The 21943-nt window shown below is 65.2% G+C and carries 17 protein-coding genes and 1 riboswitch; of the genes, 10 read left to right on the top strand and 7 right to left on the bottom strand.

Annotated elements, in window-relative coordinates; translation table 11 throughout:
- Window positions 1-22 precede the first annotated feature (22 nt).
- The gene (locus OIT41_RS17885) at window positions 23-1756 is read right to left on the bottom strand and encodes a DEAD/DEAH box helicase (RefSeq protein ID WP_264637021.1); all 1734 of its coding nucleotides are present in this window, start codon (window positions 1754-1756) and stop codon (window positions 23-25) included.
- Between the two features lie 415 nt (window positions 1757-2171).
- Here OIT41_RS17885 and OIT41_RS17890 point away from each other — a divergent pair, with 415 nt between their 5' ends.
- On the top strand, window positions 2172-2894 hold the full coding sequence (locus OIT41_RS17890) for an SAM-dependent methyltransferase (protein ID WP_264637022.1): 723 nt from the start codon (window positions 2172-2174) through the stop codon (window positions 2892-2894).
- Here OIT41_RS17890 and OIT41_RS17895 read toward each other — a convergent pair.
- Complete coding sequence (locus tag OIT41_RS17895; RefSeq protein ID WP_264637023.1) at window positions 2891-4390, bottom strand: MFS transporter; 1500 nt, start codon at window positions 4388-4390, stop codon at window positions 2891-2893. The two genes, OIT41_RS17890 and OIT41_RS17895, sit on opposite strands and share 4 nt — an antisense overlap.
- A gap of 246 nt (window positions 4391-4636) precedes the next feature.
- Here OIT41_RS17895 and OIT41_RS17900 point away from each other — a divergent pair, with 246 nt between their 5' ends.
- On the top strand, window positions 4637-5809 hold the full coding sequence (locus OIT41_RS17900; RefSeq protein WP_241710162.1) for an alkaline phosphatase family protein: 1173 nt from the start codon (window positions 4637-4639) through the stop codon (window positions 5807-5809).
- Complete coding sequence (locus OIT41_RS17905) at window positions 5806-6957, top strand: alkaline phosphatase family protein (protein ID WP_241710163.1); 1152 nt, start codon at window positions 5806-5808, stop codon at window positions 6955-6957. The genes OIT41_RS17900 and OIT41_RS17905 overlap by 4 nt, the downstream gene beginning before the upstream one ends.
- On the opposite strand, the gene OIT41_RS17910 is transcribed toward OIT41_RS17905, so the two are convergent.
- Entirely contained in the window at window positions 6954-8000 is a 1047-nt protein-coding gene (locus OIT41_RS17910) for an Lrp/AsnC family transcriptional regulator (protein WP_264637024.1), read from the bottom strand. The genes OIT41_RS17905 and OIT41_RS17910 overlap by 4 nt on opposite strands.
- Window positions 8001-8143: 143 nt before the next feature.
- Between OIT41_RS17910 and OIT41_RS17915 the strand changes: the two genes are divergently transcribed.
- Both OIT41_RS17915 and OIT41_RS17920 read left to right on the top strand, forming a co-directional pair.
- The gene (locus OIT41_RS17915) at window positions 8144-9364 is read left to right on the top strand and encodes a M20 metallopeptidase family protein (RefSeq protein ID WP_241710165.1); all 1221 of its coding nucleotides are present in this window, start codon (window positions 8144-8146) and stop codon (window positions 9362-9364) included.
- Window positions 9365-9391: 27 nt separating this feature from the next.
- Window positions 9392-10684 (top strand): MFS transporter, encoded by a 1293-nt coding sequence (locus OIT41_RS17920; RefSeq protein ID WP_241710166.1) that lies wholly within the window; start codon window positions 9392-9394, stop codon window positions 10682-10684.
- Window positions 10685-10756: 72 nt separating this feature from the next.
- Here OIT41_RS17920 and OIT41_RS17925 read toward each other — a convergent pair whose 3' ends face one another.
- Window positions 10757-12052, bottom strand: coding sequence for an MFS transporter (locus OIT41_RS17925; RefSeq protein ID WP_264637025.1), 1296 nt, complete (start codon window positions 12050-12052; stop codon window positions 10757-10759).
- A 102-nt stretch (window positions 12053-12154) separates the two neighbouring features.
- On the opposite strand from OIT41_RS17925, the gene trmB reads away from it, so the two are divergent.
- From trmB to OIT41_RS17940, 3 genes are all read left to right on the top strand, one after another.
- Window positions 12155-13078, top strand: a complete 924-nt coding sequence (trmB, locus tag OIT41_RS17930) for a tRNA (guanosine(46)-N7)-methyltransferase TrmB (RefSeq protein WP_264637026.1) — start codon at window positions 12155-12157, stop codon at window positions 13076-13078.
- Window positions 13079-13164: 86 nt separating this feature from the next.
- A riboswitch (glycine riboswitch) is annotated at window positions 13165-13264 on the top strand.
- A 154-nt stretch (window positions 13265-13418) separates the two neighbouring features.
- Window positions 13419-14444 (top strand): lipoyl synthase, encoded by a 1026-nt coding sequence (lipA, locus tag OIT41_RS17935; RefSeq protein ID WP_264637027.1) that lies wholly within the window; start codon window positions 13419-13421, stop codon window positions 14442-14444.
- Window positions 14445-14460: 16 nt separating this feature from the next.
- Window positions 14461-15273, top strand: a complete 813-nt coding sequence (locus tag OIT41_RS17940) for a methylenetetrahydrofolate reductase (protein WP_264637028.1) — start codon at window positions 14461-14463, stop codon at window positions 15271-15273.
- Window positions 15274-15303: 30 nt separating this feature from the next.
- Here the strand turns inward: OIT41_RS17940 and OIT41_RS17945 are convergent, their stop codons facing one another.
- Window positions 15304-16023 carry a zf-HC2 domain-containing protein gene (locus OIT41_RS17945; RefSeq protein WP_264637029.1) on the bottom strand — a complete coding sequence of 240 codons (720 nt, stop codon included), beginning with the start codon at window positions 16021-16023 and terminating at the stop codon, window positions 15304-15306.
- Window positions 16020-16520, bottom strand: coding sequence for a sigma-70 family RNA polymerase sigma factor (locus OIT41_RS17950; RefSeq protein WP_059389901.1), 501 nt, complete (start codon window positions 16518-16520; stop codon window positions 16020-16022). The genes OIT41_RS17945 and OIT41_RS17950 overlap by 4 nt, the downstream gene beginning before the upstream one ends.
- 154 nt (window positions 16521-16674) lie before the next feature.
- On the opposite strand from OIT41_RS17950, the gene OIT41_RS17955 reads away from it, so the two are divergent.
- Window positions 16675-17253 carry a hypothetical protein gene (locus OIT41_RS17955; protein ID WP_264637030.1) on the top strand — a complete coding sequence of 193 codons (579 nt, stop codon included), beginning with the start codon at window positions 16675-16677 and terminating at the stop codon, window positions 17251-17253.
- A 145-nt stretch (window positions 17254-17398) separates the two neighbouring features.
- Here the strand turns inward: OIT41_RS17955 and OIT41_RS17960 are convergent, their stop codons facing one another.
- A complete protein-coding gene (locus tag OIT41_RS17960) occupies window positions 17399-18247 on the bottom strand; it encodes a hypothetical protein (RefSeq protein WP_241709451.1) in 849 nt (282 codons plus the stop codon).
- 167 nt (window positions 18248-18414) lie between these two features.
- Here OIT41_RS17960 and OIT41_RS17965 point away from each other — a divergent pair, with 167 nt between their 5' ends.
- A complete protein-coding gene (locus tag OIT41_RS17965) occupies window positions 18415-21807 on the top strand; it encodes a DEAD/DEAH box helicase (RefSeq protein WP_264637031.1) in 3393 nt (1130 codons plus the stop codon).
- Window positions 21808-21943: the final 136 nt, after the last annotated feature.

Here is a 21943-nt window from a genome sequence, read left to right on the forward strand (position 1 = left end):
GAAGTGACTAGACCAAGGTGGCTTAGCGGCCGCGGCGTTCGTTCGACGCCGGAGCCGAAGCACGGCGCGGGCCGCTGCGGGCCGGACGACCGGAACCCGAGTTGCCTGAGCCCGGGCCGTAGGAGCCACCGGAGTTGCCGCCCGTGTTCGAGGACCAGACAGCCTTGTTGCCACCGGTGCGCGTTGACGTTGCGGATTCCGTGCGCGGTGCAGAAGCCGAGCGGTTGCCCGCGGCAGCACGCTGACCTGTCGCCGGACGGCCGCTGCGACCACCCTGAGCACCTTGGCCACGAGCAGCAGGAACGTCATTGCGGTGAGCAGAAGCAGCGTTGCCGCGTCCACGCGAGCTGCGGGCGACGTCGTCGTTCGCTGCTGCGCGGCGCTCAGCGCGGTTGATGTCTGTGCGCACGGGCTCGCTCGCAACCTTGCCACGGCCCCCGCGACCACCACGGCCACCCGCAGTGGGTGCAGCCTGGGTGGTGCGACGGTTGCGCTTGCGCTGGGCGTTGGCACCGGTGGAGGTACCGCCGCCCGGCTGCTGGGTCTTCGCTGCGAGCAAGGCGGCGCGAGTGCGCGGGTCAACCTTGTCGGCGACCTGGCCCACGAGCTCGGCAATCAGGGGAGAGTTGGCCGTGACTCGTTCGAACGAGACGTCGACGCCGGCAGCCTTCATGAGCTTCTTGACGTCGGACTGCTGCTCGGGGAGAGTCAGCGTGACCACGGTGCCGTCGGAACCTGCGCGGGCCGTACGGCCGGAGCGGTGCAGGTAAGCCTTGTGCTCTGTGGGCGGGTCGACGTGGATGACGAGTTCGACGTCGTCCACGTGCACGCCGCGGGCCGCGACGTCGGTGGCCACCAGGACCCGGACCTCGCCGCTGGAGAACTCGGCCAGGTTGCGGTCACGGGCATTCTGCGACAGGTTGCCGTGAAGGTCGACAGCGGGGATGCCGCAGTCGGTCAGGGTCTTGGCAAGCTTGCGGGCGTGGTGCTTGGTCCGCATGAAGAGGACGCGGCGGCCGGCGCCGGAGGCCAGCTCCACGATCAGCTGCTTCTTGACGGTCTGGTCGTTGACCACGAGGACGTGGTGCTCCATGGTGGTGACGGCGGCCTGGGGGTCATCCACCGAGTGGGTCAGCGGGTTGGACAGGTAACGGTTGACCAATTTGTCAACACCGTTGTCCAACGTCGCGGAGAAAAGCAGGCGCTGACCCTGGGTAGGAGTCATGTCCATGAGCTTCTTGACCACCGGGAGGAAGCCGAGGTCGGCCATGTGGTCGGCCTCGTCCAGGACGGTGATCTCGACGGCTTCCAGAGTCAGGATGCGCTGGCGGATGAGGTCCTCCAACCGGCCCGGGCAGGCGATGACAATGTCGACGCCGGCGCGCAGCGCCTTTTCCTGGCGGGCCTGGGAGATGCCACCGTAGATGACCGTGGTGTTCAGGCCCATGGCCTTCGCCAGCGGCTCGATGGTGGCGTTGATCTGGGTGGCCAGCTCGCGGGTCGGCGCAAGGACCAGACCCATCGGGCGTCCGGGCTTGCGGAAGTGCTTGGCTTCGCGCTCGGCGAGACGTGCCACAAGCGGGATAGCGAAAGCGATGGTCTTGCCGGAGCCGGTGCGGCCACGGCCGAGGACGTCGCGGCCTGCGAGCGTATCCGGGAGGGTCTTGACCTGGATGGGGAAAGCTTCTTCGATGCCATCTGCAGCGAGGGACTCGGCGATGGCCTTGGGCGTGCCAAGGGCAGCAAAAGTAGTCATGTGGTTCAAAGGTCTTTCTGGCGGTGTCCAACGGACATCGTCCCCCGACGCCGGTTGGGCCAAGGGTTCGCCGAGGAAAAAGTCAGTGATCGACCGGTAGGCAATAAGCCGTGGCCGGGACCAGAGAAAACGCGTTCATCGACGCAGGATGTGCCTCTCACATGAAAAAAGCCCACTTCCCAAGTTTGGAACCAAGCCAAATTCGGGGACTAAGCGGGCATCACTGCACATCAAGTAAACCCATTCTAGCATCCGCGAACAGCCGGCCCTCCCACTTGGCACCTTCACCCGGGCTTCGTTCCCCAACTGGCTCGCAGTTGTTGTCGTTTTGACGGCTCATAACGACAACAACTGCGAGCCAGTTGGGTGGGGACAGGCGTTGCCTCGCGGGGGCACCTCGGGGCAGGCTTGAGCCATGACGCACCAGCACGACGGCGGAACCCACCTGAACGGCGAAATCCACGACAGCGGAGCCCACCTTCACAGCAACCCTGACCGCGACGCCGACCCGGCGCAGTTCTGGGACGAGGTGTACCGGGAAAAGCCAAAGAGGTGGAGCGGGAATCCCAATCCGCAGTTGATCGCCGAAGCCAAGGGACTGGCTCCCGGGACCGCCCTGGATCTCGGCTGCGGAGAAGGCGCGGACGCGATCTGGCTCGCCCAGCATGGGTGGACGGTGACAGCGGTGGATGTCTCCGCCGTCGCTCTTGAACGGGCAGAAACCCATGCCGCCGACGTCGGGCTACCTGACCGGATCACGTGGCTGCAGCGGAACTTCGGCTCGTGGCACCCCGACGAGGGCTTCGACCTCGTGTCCTCCCAGTTCCTTCATTCACCGCTCCTTCCGTGGCGCGATTCTCTGGCCTCGGCCGCGGCGGCCGTGGCTCCCGGCGGCGCCTTGCTGGTAGTCGGGCATCATCCGGATGGACTGACTCCGTGGAGCGGGCACAAGGACATGAAGGACAAGTTCTTCACGCCCGAGGACGTGGTGGACGCGCTCACGAGCGGCCCGGGCTCGTGGCGGATCAACGTTGCCGATTCCCGGGAACGCGCGGTGACGGGCCCGGAGGGCCAACACGCCACCACCATCGACAGCGTGCTCCGCGCCACCCGGACGGGCCAGGGCGCGAAGGACTAGGCCCGCACGTCGTCCGCTTCGGCGGCGCTGTGCGCCTCGGCGTCCCCCGCGCGTTCAGCACCCAAAGGCCGGCGGGATGCGACCCGCGGCGCAATGATGAGCCCGACAACGGCGATGGCCGACGTCAGGACGAACACCCCCGCGAAGGAGCCCTCCGTCGTCGTGAGGGCACTGAAGACGAGTCCCGTCACGGCGAGCGAGAGGGCGCCACCAAGGGAGTCGGAAATGGACATCGCAGAACTGTTGAAGCCTTGGTCCTCGGGCTTGGAGAGGGCCAGGGTCATGACACTCAGCCGCGGGTACATCAGGCCCATCCCCGCGCCCGCGAACAGCCAGCCCGCAATCGCTACTGCTGCGGACCACGAAAACACGGTGGTCACGAGGACGATGACCACCGAACCGAGCACCAGCGCAGACCCGATCTTGACCGCCAAGGCATTGCCAAGCCGGGAACCCATACGGCCTTGGACGGCGGACGCCGCTGCCCAGGCAATCGCCGATCCGGTCAGCGCGAGTCCGGCAAATGCCGGGGCGAACGAGTATCGCTCGGTGAGGAGGTACGGCACGTAAACCTCGGTGCCGAAGAAGGCTGCGGAGGCGACTCCGCGCATGAGGATGACGCTCGGCAGTCCGCGGCGCGCACCGAGGGTGCCGCGCGGGACCAGCGGCCGTACTGCCAGCATGGCCGTGACGAGCGCGACGGCGGCAATCACCCAACCGACGCCGGGCACCTGCCCGGACAGGTTCAGGCCGAGAACGGCAAGGGCTGCGAGCGCGGCCCACCCCATGCGGCCGAACGCCCAGGGAACGACGGCGCGTCCGGGCTTTGCCTCACCGGAAGCCACCTCCGGAAAGCCGGCGTCCGGTGAGCCCGCGTCCGGGGAGCCCGTCTTCCGCGCGTCCGGCGCGGAACGTACGCCCCGCATGGCGGGAAGGATCATTGCCAAAGCCGGAACCACGAGGCCCACGACGCCGAGAAATACCCAGTGCCAGCTGCTCAACTCGGCAACCACACCTGCGGCGAAGGGACCGATCATTGAGGGAATGACCCAGGACGCCGAGAACGCGGCGAAGACCCGGGCATGCAACCTGGCGGGGTAGACCCGGGCGATCACCACATACAGCGCCACGGTCATCGCGCCTCCGCCGAGGCCTTGGACGAGCCTGCCGGCCACGAGCATCGGCATGGAAACCGCGGTACCGGCGATGAGCAGCCCAGCCGCGAACAGCGCCACGGATGCGTAGAGCGGGGCGGCGGGACCACGCCGGTCCGCCCAGTTCCCTGCGGCCACCATGCCGATCACGCCCGTGGCCAGCGGACCCGCGAACGCCAACGCATAGAGTCCGGCGCCGTCCAGATCGCGGCTCACGAGCGGCATGATGGTGGTGACAGCCATGGATTCGAAAGCTGCCAGGAAGACCAACGCGCAGGCACCAGCCGTCGCCAGGAGATAAGGGCGTTGCAGTATGCCTGCTGTTGCGTCGTGGCTTGTCATCATCCCAGCCTAGAAGGCCAAGCGGGTTTGGGGGAGCCATTAAAATCCATTCAAGTGATTAACGTTTCACCTGAAATTAACTCTGGGCAAACACTGTACTAAATAGCCCACTATCGGTTGTTCCCGTAATCATTCCGTGATCGACTGCTTGGCGTGAACTTCACAAGACGCAATTTCCTATCAGTTGCCGGATCTGCCACGGCTGCGACGCTTGCCACCGGCGCCACCGTGAGGACTGCGCCTACCGTGGCAACCCTCCCCCCACCCGGCGCTTCCGGGATCGACCACATCATTGTGGTGATGATGGAGAACCGCTCGTTCGACCATTTCCTTGGCTGGATGCCTGGCGCGGATGGGAAACAGGCCGGACTGAGCTACATTGACCGCTACGGGATCCCCCATACAACGCACCACCTGACGGATTTCCAGGGCTGCGGGCATCCGGACCCTGACCATTCCTACGAGGGCGGCCGGATCCAGTTCAACAACGGCAAGAACGATGGCTGGTTGCGGGCAGGCGAGAACGATGAATTCGCGGTCGGATACTACGATTCGAGCGATCTCGATTTCTGGCGCCAAGCTGGTCCCGACTGGACTGTCTGCGACCGTTATTTCGCAGCCACCCTCGCCGAAACATATCCGAACCGCTTCTACCAGCACTCCGCGGCCACGGACAGGCTCCACAACTCGACCGTCACCAGCACCATGCCCACGATCTGGGACCGCTTGGCGGCCGCCGGCGTGCAGGGAAAGTACTACTACGGCGACATTCCGTTCACCGCCCTCTGGGGAACCAAGTACGTCGGCATCTCCAGGCCCTACGCCGAATTCCTCAGCGACTGCAGTTCCGGCAAGCTGCCCTCGGTGTCCTTCGTGGATCCCCGCTTCACGGACGAGTCCAGCGGAACCTCCGGCGACGACCACCCGCACGCCGACATCCGCTCCGGCGAGCTTTTCCTGGCGGAGGTCTACAACGCCGTGACCAAGAGCCCCAACTGGGCGAACACGATGCTGGTGGTCAACTACGACGAATGGGGCGGGTTCTACGACCACGTGCCACCGCAAACCGCACCGGACAGCAATCCGGATACCGCCCAGCGCGGCTTCCGCGTCCCGTCCATGGTCATTTCGCCACGCGCCCGCAGGCAATACGTGGCACATGACACGTACGACCACACCTCAGTCCTGAAGGCCATCGAGTGGCGCTGGGGGCTTCAATCCCTGACCCCGCGGGACAACGCCGCCCTCAATATCGCCGAAGTGCTCGATTTCCAGTCGGCACCCAATCTGGCCGCCCCGACGTACCTCGTGCCGCCTTATGCCGCCGGACCGGCATGCTCCCCGGTCGGGCCGCCGGCGGAGGAAGAGTGGACCGGCTTGAAACAGAAAGCACTTGCGGACGGATGGATCTTGCCATGACCTTCAAAAACTTCGCCATTTCCAAAATGCGGCTCGGATTCGCCGCGCTTCTCGTTGTCCTGCTGGGCGCCTCCTGCATCGTCTTCGGATTGCAGCAGACGGAAGCACAGGCAAGCGAACCCCAAACCGCGCAGAGCTCCGGGTATCTCCCGGGAGCGAAGCACGTGTTCGTGATCAACCTCGAAAACAAGGGGTACGACACGACGTGGGGACCGGGTTCGGCTGCGCCGTACCTTTCCACCACACTGCGGAACCAAGGCGTCCTGCTGAACCAGTACTTCGGCACGGCACATAACTCGCAGCCGAACTACGTTGCGCAGATTTCCGGTCAAGGCCCCAACCCGCAGATGCAGGCCGATTGCCAGACCTACTCTCCGTTCGTGAAGACCGGAACGGCAGCGCCCGGCCAAGCCGTTGGAGATGGCTGCGTCTTCCCTGCCGACGTGCCCACCGTGGCCGGCCAATTGACGGCGGCCGGGAAGACCTGGAAAGGCTACATGGAGGACATGGGCACGCCGTGCCGCCACCCGGCCCTCGGCGCGGCCGATGACACCCAGAAGGCGAAGGTCGGGGACCAGTACGCCGCCCGACACAATCCCTTCGTCTACTTCGCGGGGATCACGGGATCACCGGACTGTGCGAAGAACGATGTAGACCTCGGGGCCCTGAGCACAGATCTTGCGTCGGTCGCGACTACGCCGAACCTTTCCATGATCACGCCGAACCTTTGCCACGACGGACACGACTCCCCCTGTGTGGACGGACAGCCCGGAGGCCTGACCAGCGCGGATGCATGGCTGAAGCAGTACGTTCCGATGATCACCTCGTCCCCCGCGTTCCGCCAGGACGGTGTCCTGGTGATCACCTTCGACGAATCCGACAGCCCCCAATCGGACGCGTCCGCATGCTGCGGCGAGGGCCCCGGACCCAACTCCCCGCTTCCCGGAATTGTCGGACAAGGCGGCGGCCGGGTCGGCGCTTTGGTTATCTCCCCCTTCACCAAGGGCGGCACGTGGTCCACCACGCCCTACAACCACTACAGCCTGCTGGCCAGCATTGAAGACACCTTCGGCCTCCCCTACCTCGGCTATGCAGGCACACCCGGACTGAACCGCTTCGGACTGGACGTCTACAACGCCGGCCTCTAGGCCAGGCTGGCAGCGGTGGCCGGCACGACGGCGGCGGTCGGCACGACAGCGCCGGTCGCCGTCGAGTCCGGGTTCAGCATCCAGCCGACCCGCTTGGCCGTGCTCAGCATCACGACGCTTTCGACGAGTTCGATCCCGGGAATGCGTTGCTGGATGGCGAGTTCCATCTCCATGACCTCGGCCAGCGAGCGCAGCCACATGATGATCACAAAGTTGGTGCTGCCGGTGGTGGAGGCGGTGAACCTGACGTTCCTGACGGCCCGTAGCTCTGCGGCCGCGGCTTCGTGCTGGCCTGCTGGAACATTCGCGAACCACTGGCACGTCATGGGATAGCCGGAGAATTGCTGGGCGATCTCGCAGCGGAAGGACAGCATCCGGCTCGCGAGCACGCGGCCGAGCTGCCGCTGCACCGTGGCAGGGTGCCGTCCGAGGGCACGTGCGATCTCCGCGGCGGAGGCCCTTCCGTCCCGGGCGAGGAAGGGAAAGAGCGCCATATGGCTCTCCGGCAGCGGGGTGACCTGCGCGTAGGGGGCCGACGGATTGAGCGCTTCCGGCCCGGCGAGGGCGCGCAGCGCCTGCTGCTCCGCCCGGCTCAGGACGTTGAGCCGCCATGCATAGCCGCTCGTGTGGATCCGGGTGCAGAGCGAGGTCCGGTACTTGGTGAGCCCCCGGATTTCCTTGAGCTGGGGCAAGAGCCGGGTGCTGAATTCGCCCAGGTCTTGGGTAATGACGGTGAGCATGAGGTCGCGGTTACTGGCCGCCTCCTCAACCGTGATGATTTCCGGAATCGCCGCGAGCGCGGCCGTCACCTCGGGCCTGAGGTGCATTTCGCAGTCCACGTCCAGCAGGGCGAGGCAGGCATGCTTGGGGTCGCCCATGAGGTGCGCCGTGGTCCAGGCCGCTCCGGACTCGCGCAGGCGGTCCCATCGGGAGGCCAAAGTGGTTGCGTGGACGTCCAGGACCTCAGCGGCGTCGGACCAACTGATCCGCGGCGAGATCTGGAGGGCATTGATCAGCCGCAGGTCCTCTTCACTGAGTTCCATCAGCGATCCTCTCCTATGCGATGCGCGATTCCTGTTAATTCTGGCATGATCCTGAATTTTTTCATGGCTTTTGAAGATTGTGAGGCTAGTCACTCCACAATGGCTATGGATACCTACCAAACGTTCAGGAAACAGGAGAACAGATGTCGATCGCCTCAGACGCCAACGAGATGCAGGGAGAAATCGCCCGGTTCCGTCACGAGCTCCACCAGGAACCGGAAATCGGCCTGGACCTCCCGCGCACCCAGGAAAAGGTGCTCAAGGCGCTCGACGGACTCCCGTACGAAATCACGCTTGGCGAGAGCACGACGTCGGTCACGGCGGTCTTGCGCGGCGGCGCGGCACACGCTTCAGCCCGGAAGCCGGCAGTGTTGCTCCGCGCCGACATGGACGGCCTTCCTGTCCAGGAGCGCACCGGCGTCGAGTTCTCCTCGAAGATCGACGGCGCCATGCACGCCTGCGGCCACGACCTCCACACCTCCATGCTCGCCGGAGCCGCAACCCTGCTGGCCGAGCGACGCGATCAGCTGGCCGGCGACGTCGTCCTGATGTTCCAACCGGGCGAAGAAGGCTTCGACGGCGCGGGCCACATGATCCGCGAAGGCGTCCTGGACGCCGCTGGCCGCCGCGTTGACGCCGCCTACGGCATGCATGTCTTCTCCTCCCTGGAGCCATATGGCCAGTTCTGCACCAAACCTGGCGTGATGATGAGCGCCTCGGACGGGCTCTTCGTCACGGTCCTCGGGGCCGGCGGTCACGGCTCGGCGCCGCATGCGGCCAAGGACCCCGTCACGGCGGCCGCGGAAATGGTTACGGCGCTGCAGGTCATGATCACCCGGCAGTTCAACATGTTCGATCCCGTAGTCCTGACCGTGGGCGTCCTGCAGGCAGGTACCAAGCGCAACGTCATCCCCGAATCCGCTCGTTTCGAAGCGACCATCCGCACGTTCTCGGAAGCCTCCCGCGAGCGGATGATGACTGCGATTCCGCAGCTGCTCAAGGGCATTGCCTCCGCGCACGGCCTGGAGGTGGACGTCGACTACCGCGGCGAATACCCCATGACCGTCACTGACGAGGACGAGACCCACACCGCCGAGAACGTCATCTCGGACATGTTCGGCGGTTCCCGGCTCTCCCGCTGGGCCACGCCGATCAGTGGCTCGGAAGATTTCTCCCGGGTCCTGGCCGAAGTTCCCGGAACCTTCGTGGGCCTCAGCGCCGTGCCGCGGGGCGTAGACCACACCACCTCAGCGTTCAACCACTCCCCTTACGCCACGTTCGACGACGGCGTCCTATCCGACGGCGCGGCGCTCTACGCAGAGCTCGCGGTCTCCCGCATCGCCACCCTCGCCGCCGGCAACTAACCACCACCCAAGACCTTGGAGCAAGACATGACCGCAACCGTAGGCGCTTCAGCCACAGTGCAGGTTCACAAGTCCCACCTGCGGACCCTCATCGGCACCGGCATCGGTAACGCCGTCGAATGGTACGACTGGGCAATCTACGCCACGTTTTCGCCTTTCATCGCCAGCGCGTTGTTCAGCAGTGCCGACCCCACGTCCGCGGTCCTCTCCACCCTGGCGATCTTCGCCGTCGGATTCGTGGCCCGGCCGTTCGGCGGTTTCGTCTTCGGCTGGATCGGCGACAGGATCGGCCGCAAGACGTCCATGACGTTCGCGGTAGGCCTCGCGGCTGTCGGCAGCCTGCTGATCGGTATCGCCCCGACATTCCAGGCAGTTGGAGCCTTCGCCTCCGTGATGCTCCTGGTGGCCCGCCTCATCCAGGGCCTCGCCCACGGTGGCGAGCTGCCGTCGTCGCAAACGTACCTGTCCGAAATGGCGCCCAAGGAAAAGCGGGGCTTCTGGGCAACGCTCATCTACACGTCCGGCACCGCCGGCATCCTTGCCGGGACCCTGCTGGGTGCCATCCTGACCGGGGTGCTGAGCAAGGCGGACATGAACGCCTGGGGCTGGCGCGTGCCGTTCCTGGTGGGCGGTGCCTTGGGAATCTATGCCTTGGTCATGCGGGCCAAGATGAAGGAGACCGAGGCGTTCGAAGCCGAGGTGCCGAAGGAAAAGCGCGAGCCCATGTGGCCGCAGATCGTCAAGTACCGCAAGCAGGCCCTGCAGGTGATCGGGCTGACCGTTGGCCTCACCGTTGTCTACTACATCTGGGGCGTCGTGGCTCCGAGCTACGCGGCCAGCTCGCTCAAGATGGATCGTGGAGCAGCCTTGTGGGCCGGTGTTATCGGCAACATCGCTTTCATTGCGTCGCTGCCGTTCTGGGGCAAGCTGTCCGACCGCATCGGCCGCAAGCCCGTGCTGATCGTGAGTTCCGCGGGGGCGGCGTTGCTGCACTTCCCGATGACCTGGCTCCTCAAAGACTCCCCGTGGCAGCTGGCTGTTTCGATGTCTGTCATGTTGTTCTTCATCGCCGGCAGCGCCTCGATTGTCCCTGCCGTGTACGCGGAGCTGTTCCCGACCAAGATCCGCACCGTGGGTGTCGGCGTCCCGTATTCCATCTGCGTTGCGGTCTTCGGCGGGACGGCCCCGTACCTGCAGACGTGGCTCGGCAGCATCGGCCAGGCCAACATGTTCAACGTCTATGCCGTGATCCTTTTGGCCATCGGCATCGCGTTCGCCTTCATGATCCCGGAAACCAAGGGCAAGGACCTGACACACTAAACTCCCCCGCTTGAACCCAACTGGCTCGCAGGTAATGTCGTTTTGAGCCCTCATAACGACAACAACTGCGAGTCAGTTGGGTTGGCCGACGTAGCGGTTGCGTCCTGCACGGAAACCGAAGAAAGCAGCCAATGAACCCACCACGAGGAACAAGATGCCGGCCGCCGAGAAGCCACCGGTCGCTTGGTGCAACTGGCCGACCATCAAGGTTCCCGTGGAGCCCAAGCCATAGCCGACGCCCTGCATCATGCCGGAAAGGTGCGCCGCGGTATGCGAATCACGGGTCCGCAACATGATCATGGTCAACGCCACAGCCGTGAGGCTCCCCTGCCCCAGGCCCAGCAGTCCGGTCCACACCCAAATCAGGTCCGTGGGTCCGAAGATGCTCAAGGCGAAGCCGCCGCCGGTCATCAGCGCAACCACGGTGTTGATGACGCGCTGATCCTTGAACCGGGCTGCGAGCCCCGGAGCGATGAACGAACCAAGCATCTGCAGCACGATCGACACGGACACGATCAGGCCGGCCGTCCCGCCGTCGATCCCGCGGTCACGCAGGATCGGCGCCAACCAGGCGAACACGCTGAAGGACATCATCGCCTGCAACACCATGAAGATGGTGACTTGCCAGGCGACGGCGGAACGCCAGACGTTCGCACCGCCGTCGGCGGCGTTGTGGCGGACGGGATGCTGGCGAATCGCCAGAGGGAGGAAAAGCAAGAGTACGACGGCGGCGGGCAGCGCCCAGAACCACAGCGCCGAGGTCCAGTTTCCGGTCGCCGTGAAGACGGGATAGGTGAAACCGGCGCCAAGCGCTGCTGACGCGCAAATCGCCGTCGTATACAGACCGCACATGAGCCCGAGCCGGTGCGGGAAATCACGCTTGACCACGCCGGGCAGCAGCACGTTGCAGAGCGCGATCGCGGCGCCGCACGCCGCGGTACCGGCAAGGAGTGCCGGCAAGTGCCCGGCGCCGGCGAGATCCACGGGACGGATCAGCAGTCCCGCTGTGAGCACTACCATCGCGCCGAGCAACACCCTCTCGGCACCGAACCTGCGGGCCAGGATCGGCGCCAGCGGCGCGAAGACACCCAGCAATGTCACCGGCACAGTAGTGAGGACAACCACCGCCCAGCCCGGCAACCCGGCGTCGGCGGTGACTTCCGGAAGGACTGCCGAAAAACTCGAAAAAACCGTCCGCAGGTTCAGGCCGATGAGCACCAGGCAGATCCCCAGGAAGACAAGTCCGCCGCGCGTCTTGACCAGCGTGGGCTCGGGCTCGGGAAGCTCGTCGATCTCGGCGTCGACGAGGATCTCGCGGGCGCCGGGGTGCGGCGTAGTGTTCTTGGGGGCGCTTGAAGCGGGGGTCACCAAACCATTCTGGCAGTCATGCTCATACCGGGGCGCCTCATGACGGGAGCGCACCCAGGGTCCGCCGCGGGCGTTTGGTGCCGCAACGGTATTCTGGAGGAGATGAGTGAAACCCCAGAAACCCCTGAAACACCGCAGTCTGCGCGCCCCGTGACCCCCGGCAGCCAGGCCTCCTTCGGCACGTACGGCGGCCGGCCGGTCAGTTTCGTGCGCCGCGGGACGCGGCTTCAGGGCCGCCGCCAGGCCGCGTGGGAGGAGCACTCGGACCGCTGGGCCATCCAGGTTCCGCGGCACGTTGCCAACACTTCGGTACACCCGGATTACGTGTTCGACGCCGAAGCCGAGTTTGGGCGCAGGGCGCCGCTGATCGTCGAAATCGGTTCGGGCCTCGGCGACGCTGTGTGCCATGCGGCCGAGGAAAATCCGGACAAGGATTTCCTCGCCGTGGAGGTCTATACCCCGGGCCTGGCCAACACGATGATCAAGATCAACAGCCGCGGGCTCAGCAACGTACGCGTGGTGGAGGCCAACGCCCCCGAGGTCCTGGCCACCATGCTCCCCGAGGGCTCGGTCAGCGAGCTCTGGGTCTTTTTCCCGGATCCGTGGCACAAGTCCCGGCACCACAAGCGCCGCCTCATCCAGCCGGCGTTCGCTGAACTCGCAGCACGGTCCCTCAAGAAGGGCGGCCTGTGGCGGATCGCCACCGACTGGTCCAACTACGCCATCCACGTCCGCGAGGTCCTCGCCGGCTCCACCGAGTTTGAGAACGTGCACGACGGCGAACGGACCGGCGCTGAGAGCCCCCTCACCCAAGTGTGGGAATCCGGAGTCGAATCCATGGTGGGCGGGGCACCTGTCAAGGAAGGCCGCGCCCCGGTCAGCACCGAGCACACCGGCCCCAACGAGGGAGTGGACCACGTGGGCGGGTGGGCTCCACGCTTCGATGGCCGCATCCGCACCAGCTTCGAAAACAAGGCCCACGAGGCCGGACGCATGATCTTCGACCTCAGCTATCGCAAGATCTAGCTTCACGACCGCGCCTGGGTTCTTTGCGCACCGCACAGGCACCGGATACCATGTGAGACGTGTCACCGAAAGGCGGCACGTGCTTATGATCTGCGGCGGGAGAGTCCTGCCGGTACATTTTCAGCAGGCGCCGTAGGAGCAAATCCTCCCCAGGAATCTCTCAGGCCCATGTACCGCCGCGGCAAGGCAACTCTGGAAAGCAGTCCGGGCAACCGGACTCACCGACGGTGCAAGCGTCCAGCCACGAGGTGGAGACGCGGAAACTCTCAGGTCCAATACAGAGCGGGGAGGAACCGACTCATCGTGGCGCGTGAGCGCCACCTGAATTTTGGAGTTCCTCATGACCCTGGCACCTGAAGGCCGTAAGCTGCTGCGCGTTGAACAGCGCAACAAAGCCGTCCCGGTCGAACGCAAGCCCGAGTGGATCAAGGCCAAGGTCCAGATGGGCCCGGAATTCGTGGGCCTGAAGAACCTCGTGAAAAAAGAAGGCCTGCACACCGTCTGCGAGGAAGCCGGCTGCCCGAACATCTTCGAGTGCTGGGAAGACAAGGAAGCGACCTTCCTGATCGGCGGCTCCGAATGCACCCGCCGCTGCGACTTCTGCCAGATCGACACCGGCAAACCCTCCCCCGTGGACATGTTCGAACCCACCAAGGTCGCCCGCTCCGTCCAGGCCATGAACCTGCGCTACGCCACCGTGACCGGCGTCGCGCGCGATGACCTGGCAGACGAAGGCGTCTGGCTCTACGCCGAAACCGTCCGCAAGATCCACGAACTGAACCCCGGCACCGGCGTCGAGCTGCTCATCCCCGACTTCTCCGGCAAACCCGAACACATCAGCGCGATCTGCGACTCGAACCCGGAAGTCTTCGCGCACAACGTCGAAACCGTGCCCCGGATCTTCAAGCGCATCCGCCCCGCGTTCCGCTACGACCGCTCCCTGGACGTCATCACCCAGGGTCGGGCCCACGGCATGGTCACCAAATCCAACCTGATCCTGGGCATGGGCGAAACCCGGGAAGAGATCTCCGAAGCCCTGGCCGACCTGCACGCCGCGGGCTGTGACCTGATCACCATCACCCAGTACCTGCGCCCCTCCGAACGGCACCTGCCCGTGGACCGCTGGGTCAAACCCCAGGAATTCGTCGACCTCGCCACCGAAGCCGAGGAAATCGGCTTCCTCGGCGTCATGTCCGGCCCCCTGGTCCGCTCCTCCTACCGCGCCGGACGCCTCTGGGCCACCGCGATGCGCAAAAAAGGCCGCGAAATCCCCGTGCACCTCGCCCACATCGCCGAAGGCATCCAAGACTCCGGCACCACCCGCCAGGAAGCCCGCACCCTCCTCGCACACCACGCGACGGCCTGATCCGGAAGGAGCCAGCATGTTCCCCACCCGGATTGAAATCATTCCCTCAGACGGAATCGTTGAGAAAGTCCAGGCAACAGTACCGCTTTCCACAACACTCACCGTCACCTGCCTGCCCCATCACGGCATCGCGCGGACCATGGAGGCGTCCGTCAGGCTCAGCCTCCTTGGCTACACCGTGATTCCGCACCTCTCGGCACGTGGGTTGGAGAACCGGGCGCAGCTTTCCGGCATCCTCCGGGATTGCGAGGCCGCCGGGATCAGTGAGGTCTTCGCCATCGGTGGAGACGGACCTCTTGGCGCGGGCCCCTACCGATCGAGCCTTGGGCTCTTGGCGGATATCGCCGAGTACACCGGCGGCAGCATCACAGCGGGCATCGCCGGTTACCCCGAGGGACACCCCTCCGTGAGCGGGCTGGACTTGTTGGACGCCCTGCTGGCGAAACAACAGCTGGCGACGCATGTTGTCACGCAGATGTGCTTCTCCGCGCCGAAGATCCTCGACTACGCCGCGCTCCTGCGCCGGGAAGGCGTCGAGCTTCCCGTATGGGCCGGCGTGGCCGGAGCAGTTCCCCGGACAAAACTGCTGGCCTTGGCAACCCAGATCGGCGTCGGGACGTCGCTGAAGTTCCTCAGCAACAAGGGAACTCTTGCCCGCAAGCTCCTGGGCCCGGACAAGTACTCACCGGAAACCCTGGTGTCCGAGCTCATGGCGCAGCCGGATGGGGTTTCGGGAATCCATCTCTACAGTTTCAACCGACTGGACATGCCCATCTGGGAGCGAAACGATCTGCCCGATCCTGACGCCAGCGAAGCAGCGACCGCGTAGCGCTGCCAACAGCCTAGGTCCCGGAAACCCCTAGCTCCCCGGGACCGAAATCACCGCGACCGTCTTCTGGGTGTCGTCGCGCAGTTCCACGCCCGAAATCCCGGCGAGCTGGACCGGCGTCGCGCCCGTGACCTTGATGTGCCCGCTGGACGTCGCGGTCCAGCCGCAGGCCATTTCCTCCGTGCCGTCGCGGCCCTTGACCCACAGGTACATGGTGCCTTGCGGCGGCATGCTGCGGCCTTCCAGCTGCAGCTCCGTCCCCCACGCCTTCCGGACGAGCCCCACCGTGATTTGCAGGCCGTTGTCCGTCTGCACCGAATAGCTGGCGTCTGGCTTGGGCGGCTGGTTCAACACGGGCCCCGCCAATATGCCCACTCCAAGGCAAGCGGCGGCAACGGCACCCACCAGGGCCGTCCACCGGCGTCGAGATTTCCGCCGCCGGGCTGCCATCTTCAGGAGAATCGGCTGCGGAAGCGTTTCTGAAAAAGCCCCCATAAGTGAGCGGGGGTCGGCAGTGGCCGCGGCGGGCTCGACGGCGGAAGGCTCGACGGCGGGGCGCCCGGCGGCGAGCGCGACGGCGTCGGGCACGGGGACGGCGTCGAGGAGGGCCGGCAGGCTTTCCAGCTCGCCCAACTCGAGCCGGCAGTCGGCGCAGCTTGCCAAATGCTCCTCGAAAACACGGGCCTCGGCAGGCTCGAGTCCGCCCAGCAAGTAGGCGCCCAGCAATTGGTGAAGTCCGGTTTCGTTCACCGCTGCACCCCCATTTCGTCGAGAATCGTGCGAAGCGCCCTGACGGCGTAAAAGGCCCGGGATTTCACTGTGCCGCTGGGGATGTTGAGCCTCAGCGCGGCCTCGTTCACCGTGAAACGTTCGTAATGCAGTGCTACCAGGACCTCCCGGTGTTCGGTGCTGAGCCGCAGGAGCGCCTCCTCCATGAGGACCCGGTTGAGGAGCTCGTCCACCCGCTCGGTGGCCTCCTCAGGGTCCGCCATGTCGCGTTCGGCAGCCTCTGCCGGGCGCCGCTGGGCCTTGCGGTAGTTGTCGATGATGACATTGCGGGCAGTGCGGAACAAATAGCTGCGCAAGCTGCCGGTGATCTGCGGTGCGTGCTGCCACACGCGGAGGATGGTCTCCTGCACCACGTCCTCAGCCAAGTGCGCGTCCGGCGTGCAACTCAGCACGAAGCGGCGCAGGGCCGTACCGTGGTCGCGGTAGATCGCGGCCACCACGTCCTCGTCGAGCGGCATCGGCGCCTCCTTGGTGCTCGGCTTCCCCTTCTCTTGCGATACGACGTGCGGACCGCGAATAGGGTTCAAGCCCTGTGAACCATTCTTCACCCGGCGGCGTCGTACGGGTTAGCTTCCGGCACGTCCACGGCCGGTCGAAGCGAAGGAGCAAACCATGAAGAAGCAACTCGGCACCGGGCTCGGCATCCTTGCTCTGGCCATCGCCCTCACTGGCTGCGGAGGAAGCCCCGGAGCGTCGTCCTCAAGTGCCTCCAGCCCCGCGGCCTCGAGTCCGGCGGCATCGAGTTCGGCGAGCTCTGGCGGCTCGTCGTCGAGCACTTCAGCTGGCGCGGCGGAACTGAAGACGGCGTCGTCGAGCTTCGGCGAGCGAGTGGTTGCGGCGAACGGCAAGAGCGTCTATTTCTTCGCGAAGGACGCCAAGGATTCCGGCAAGAGTGCCTGCACCGGCGGCTGCGCTACCCTCTGGCCTCCCGTGACAACGACGTCGGCCATGCCTGGAGTTGACGGAGTGAGCGGAACTATCGGCACCATCCCCACAGCAGACGGCAAGATGCAGATCACCATCAACGGGATGCCCATCTACTTCTACTCCAAGGACGAAGACTCCGGTGACACCTACGGCCAAGGCGTGGGCGGTGTCTGGTCGCTGGTCAGCCCGTCCGGCTCCATGGTGACCCCGAGCAGCAGCACCCCGAGCAGCAGCACCCCGAGCGGCAGCAGCATGGGCTACTGAAACCCTCGCTCACCTTTGCACCCCAAAAGGCAAACGCTCGCTCAGATCTGTCCGGACCGGCCGGCAGATCTGAGCGAGCGTTTGTCCAAAAGGCCCCAAAGGTGAGCGGGCGTCGGCCTCAGAAGCCCCAAAGGTGAGCGGGCGTTTAGGCGTCTTCGAACTCGTCAGCGTCCTCGAACTCCACCGCAGCGATGATTTCCTTCGTCTCCGGGTGGATCATGAAGGCTTCGTCGTCCTCTTCGATCATGATGTAGTTGCCCTGGTCCGTGGCGAAGTGCCAGGCGAGGATGGTCTCGCCGTCATGCTCGTAGTTGGGATCGCCCATGGTGATCTTCTCCAGCTGGTAGCCGGCAACGTCGCACAGTTCACGGATGATGAGCTCGAATTCAGGGGCGTTCTCAAGTTCAGCTTCGGCCGCCTCGGCCTGACGCTCTTCGAGGTTCGGGATGAGGGCTACGCGCTCGGCGATGTGGGCCTTCAGCTGCTCCTCGTCCAGGTAGAGCACGCCGTCCTGGCTGCGGAGCCACGCTGCGTTGAGTTCGATGATGTCTTCGGTCTCGAGGAGGGATTCGAATTCGCCGTCGAGGGCCTCGAGTTCGGCAACGGCTTCCGGTGCCACTTCGGACTCGTCAAGGTCGCCGTCCAGGTAGGCCTCGGCATCATCCTCGGACAGCGCGTCAAAAGCCGCGGCGGTGCGGTTGAACAGCTCAAGGTGGCCTTTGGCGCCCATTCCTTCGAGGCCTTCGCGGACAAACGCATCCACCTCTTCGCGTTCCGGAACCGTGAACACGTACTGGGCGAAACCGCCCGCGAGTGCCTGTGTCAGGTAGTAGTCCACAAAGTAGCTGCGCAGGGCATTGGTAGCGATTTCCTCATGGTTGAGGAGCTCCTCGTACATCTCGTTGACCACGGTGACGTTCGCGTCCACAACGTCGGCACTGTCGGCCTCGATGCTGTCCTTCGTCAGAACGACGGGGTTCTCATTGCTGGTCATGGGATTTCCTCACTGCTGGGAAGCTTGTGCTGCTCCGGACCCTTTCAACGTACGCGGGGGCGGTTGTCGGGCAAGCTAGGCAGAGGTGAACGTCCGGCAAAGTTTCAGGGCCGCTCAGTGGGCCCTAGGATTCATAGATAGCCTCCTGCCGAAAGTAGCCTTAACGAATGCCTTCCCACTCAGACGATTCCTGGGAACTGGCGATTCAGACACCCGCCATTAACGACCGCTCCCTCGCGGCCGGCCTCGCCTATGCCATGGGAAGCCGGGTCAGCGGCATCACCTTCGACTCCGCCACCGGCCTGATGATGGGCAAGGTCAGGGGCAGCGGCCCGTCGCCGTATTCAACGTCGGCCAAGCTGGTCCGCAAGCCCGGCGGCTGGAGCTGCACCGTGGGCGTGTGCAGCTGCCCCGTCCGGAAGGACTGCAAACACGTGGCCGCCCTTCTTTTCGCGGCCGAAGACCATCCCGCCGTGCGGGCACAGCTGCTCAGCGCGCCCGCGTTCGGGCAGACGGCCCAGCCCGGAGCAATCGTTCAGCGGCCGGCCTGGGAGCAGGCACTGAGCAAGCTCATCGCCACTCCAGGGACCACCCCGCAAGGCCAGGGCCTCCCCTTGGCCCTTGCCTTCGAAGTGGAAGAGCCGGCCCCGCACTTCTCCTACACAGGCCGGCGCGACCCGCTCCGCAGCGTGCGCCAGCTCAAGGCCCGTCCGGTGATGATGGGAGCCAAGGGCAAGTGGATCCGGGGCGGCGTTTCCTGGACCAACCTGAACTACCTTGGCTACAAGCGCGAGTTCAATGAAGCCCATATCGACTGGATGCAGAACTTCCTGGCCGCGCATTCGACTGCGGACTACCGGCAGCTCACGTCGAGCATGTGGATGCTCCTCAACGAATTCGCCGGCAAGAACCTGTGGAGCCTGCTGGCCGAAGCCGAGAAGATAGGGGTTTCGCTCATCCACTCCGGCGGGAGCGAGCCGGTCCGCGTTGCCGCGGAGCCCGCCGTCGTCGGGCTTGACCTCAGCCGGCCCGACGACGGCCTGCAGCTCGCGCCGTCGGTGACCTTGGGCGGGGACACTCTTGATCCCGCGACCTTGGGATTGCTTGGGCGTCCGGCGCATGGCTTGTTCTTCACTGGTCCCGGCGAGGGCCACTTGCCCGGGGTGTCGGCACCGGAGAACCTGATTACGCTGGCCCCCTTGGAGGGCGGCGAGTCGCAGGAACTCCTCGATTTCGTCATGGGCGCATCCCGGCTCCAGATCCCGGCGAAGGACGAAGAGCGATTCCTCACGGCGTTCTATCCGAAGCTCAAGCAGTCCACCCGGGTCACGGCGGCGGACCATTCCGTGGAGTTGCCGGTCCTGGCAGTGCCCACGCTGTCCCTGTTGGCGAACTACGGCTCCGACCACCGCGTGCGGTTGCACTGGGAGTGGCACTACAAAGCCGGAAAGCTTGTGACGGCCCAGCCGCTCTGGCGGCACCCGGACGACCACGGCTACCGCGACGACGCCGAGGAAGCCCGGATCCTGGAGACCTTGGGCCGGCCTTGGGACGTGGTTGGCGCGCTGGGCGAGTCGTCGAGCGGCGGATGGGGGGCTCCGCGGCTAGCGGCGTCGGTAGCTCTGGACGGGCTCGACACCCTGGCCTTCACCGAAGAGGTGCTGCCCCGGCTCCGCGAGCTGCCCGACGTCGTTGTGGACACCTCGGGTGAGATCGCCGACTACCGCGAGGCCACCGAGGCTCCCGTTGTCTCCATCTCGACGAAGGCCACCGACAGCCGCGACTGGTTCGATCTCGGCATCGTCATCACGCTCGAAGGCGAACCGGTGTCCTTCGCCGCGGTGTTTTCCGCCCTCGCCGCTGGCCAGAGCCGGATGTTGCTGCCGAGCGGCGCCTACTTCTCGCTGGACCTGCCCGAACTGCACCAGCTCCGCGCGCTGATCGACGAAGCCAGGTCCTTGCAGGACAACCCGGACCGGCACGGCACCCTCCAGATCAGCCGCTTCCAGGCCGGACTCTGGGATGAGCTTGCGCAATTGGGAATTGTCGATGAGCAGGCGGCTGCTTGGCGCGAGGCCGTGGGCGGCCTGCTCGACGACGGCGTGACCGGACTGCCGCTGCCGGGCTCGCTCGATGCGGAGCTGCGTCCATACCAGCTGGAGGGCTTCAACTGGCTGAGTTTCCTGTACCGGCACAGCCTCGGCGGTGTGCTGGCCGACGACATGGGCCTCGGCAAGACAGTGCAGGCGATTGCCCTGATGTGCGCGGCGAAGGAGCGAGCTGAATCCGACGCCGATGGCCCGGCCGGTGCGAGTGGCTCCGCTCCTTTCCTGGTGGTGGCTCCCACCAGCGTCGTGGGCAACTGGGCTGCAGAGGTTCAACGCTTCGCGCCCGGTTTGAGCGTGAAGACCATCGGAGAGACTTTCGCCAAGTCCGGCGCGGATCCGCAGGAAGCCATGGCCGGAACCGACGTTGTCATCACCTCCTATGCCCTTTTCCGGATCGACTACGAGGCCTACGCAGCCAAGGAATGGGCCGGGCTCATGCTCGACGAAGCCCAGTTCGTCAAGAACCACCAGTCCAAGGCCTACCAGTGCGCCCGCAAACTCCCGGCGTCCTTCAAGCTGGCCATCACGGGAACGCCGCTTGAGAACAACCTCATGGAGTTCTGGGCGCTGACCTCGATTGTCGCACCCGGGCTGTTCTCCAGCCCGCGCCGCTTCGCCGAGTACTACCAAAAACCGGTCGAGAAGAACGGCGACAAGGCCCAGCTCGCCAAGCTCCGACGTCGGGTACGTCCCCTCATGATGCGCCGCACCAAAGAGCAAGTGATCAAGGACCTGCCGCCCAAGCAGGAGCAGGTGCTCGAAGTGGTGCTGAACCCGCGGCACCAGAAGGTGTACCAGACGCACCTGCAGCGTGAGCGGCAGAAAATCCTGGGGCTCATCGACGACGTCAATAAGAACCGCTTCACCATTTTCCAGTCGCTCACCCTGCTGCGGCAGCTGAGCCTGGACGTCTCCCTCGTAGACGAGTCCTTGTCCGCGGTGCGCTCGTCCAAGCTGGATGTGCTGTTCGAACAGCTGGAGGACATCGTTGCCGAGGGGCACCGGGCGCTCATCTTCAGCCAGTTCACGGGGTTCCTGGGCAAGGTCCGGGAGCGGCTCGAGGCGGAGGACATTGAATATTGCTACCTCGACGGCAGCACCAGGAACCGGGCCGACGTCGTGAGCGAATTCAAGAACGGCGCAGCGCCCGTGTTCCTCATTTCCTTGAAGGCCGGCGGCTTCGGCCTGAACCTGACCGAAGCCGACTACGTGTTCCTGCTGGACCCTTGGTGGAACCCGGCCTCCGAAGCGCAGGCCGTGGACCGCACCCACAGGATCGGGCAGGCCAGGAACGTCATGGTCTACCGCCTGGTGGCCAAGGACACGATCGAGGAAAAGGTCATGGCGCTCAAGACCAGGAAGTCCCAGCTTTTCGCGGACGTCATGGAAGGCGACGCCCTGTCCGGTGGCGCGCTCACGGCGGAGGACCTGGCGGGCTTGTTCGCAGAGTAAGGATGCGCGCCTGAGGAACGACCAGGACCGCCGCTATTCACTTTTGATGCCACAAATGTGAATAGGGAGCGACTAACTCACCGTTTCAGGAGGCTATATGGCTGCTTCCGTGATTGGTTCCGCCCGGGCCACCCCC

Source organism: Arthrobacter sp. YA7-1, assembly GCF_025960325.1.
Lineage (GTDB): Bacteria > Actinomycetota > Actinomycetes > Actinomycetales > Micrococcaceae > Arthrobacter > Arthrobacter bambusae_A.

Bases quoted from the DNA above. Each gene is read 5' to 3' on its own strand.
- OIT41_RS17955 (WP_264637030.1), top strand. From the start codon at position 16,675: ATGAAGAAGCAACTCGGCACCGGGCTCGGCATCCTTGCTCTGGCCATC.
- OIT41_RS17885 (WP_264637021.1), bottom strand. From the start codon at position 1,756: ATGACTACTTTTGCTGCCCTTGGCACGCCCAAGGCCATCGCCGAGTCC.
- OIT41_RS17950 (WP_059389901.1), bottom strand. From the start codon at position 16,520: ATGCCGCTCGACGAGGACGTGGTGGCCGCGATCTACCGCGACCACGGT.
- OIT41_RS17890 (WP_264637022.1), top strand. From the start codon at position 2,172: ATGACGCACCAGCACGACGGCGGAACCCACCTGAACGGCGAAATCCAC.
- OIT41_RS17910 (WP_264637024.1), bottom strand. From the start codon at position 8,000: ATGGAACTCAGTGAAGAGGACCTGCGGCTGATCAATGCCCTCCAGATC.
- lipA (WP_264637027.1), top strand. From the start codon at position 13,419: ATGACCCTGGCACCTGAAGGCCGTAAGCTGCTGCGCGTTGAACAGCGC.
- OIT41_RS17965 (WP_264637031.1), top strand. From the start codon at position 18,415: ATGCCTTCCCACTCAGACGATTCCTGGGAACTGGCGATTCAGACACCC.
- OIT41_RS17895 (WP_264637023.1), bottom strand. From the start codon at position 4,390: ATGACAAGCCACGACGCAACAGCAGGCATACTGCAACGCCCTTATCTC.
- OIT41_RS17915 (WP_241710165.1), top strand. From the start codon at position 8,144: ATGTCGATCGCCTCAGACGCCAACGAGATGCAGGGAGAAATCGCCCGG.
- trmB (WP_264637026.1), top strand. From the start codon at position 12,155: ATGAGTGAAACCCCAGAAACCCCTGAAACACCGCAGTCTGCGCGCCCC.
- OIT41_RS17905 (WP_241710163.1), top strand. From the start codon at position 5,806: ATGACCTTCAAAAACTTCGCCATTTCCAAAATGCGGCTCGGATTCGCC.
- OIT41_RS17920 (WP_241710166.1), top strand. From the start codon at position 9,392: ATGACCGCAACCGTAGGCGCTTCAGCCACAGTGCAGGTTCACAAGTCC.
- OIT41_RS17960 (WP_241709451.1), bottom strand. From the start codon at position 18,247: ATGACCAGCAATGAGAACCCCGTCGTTCTGACGAAGGACAGCATCGAG.
- OIT41_RS17940 (WP_264637028.1), top strand. From the start codon at position 14,461: ATGTTCCCCACCCGGATTGAAATCATTCCCTCAGACGGAATCGTTGAG.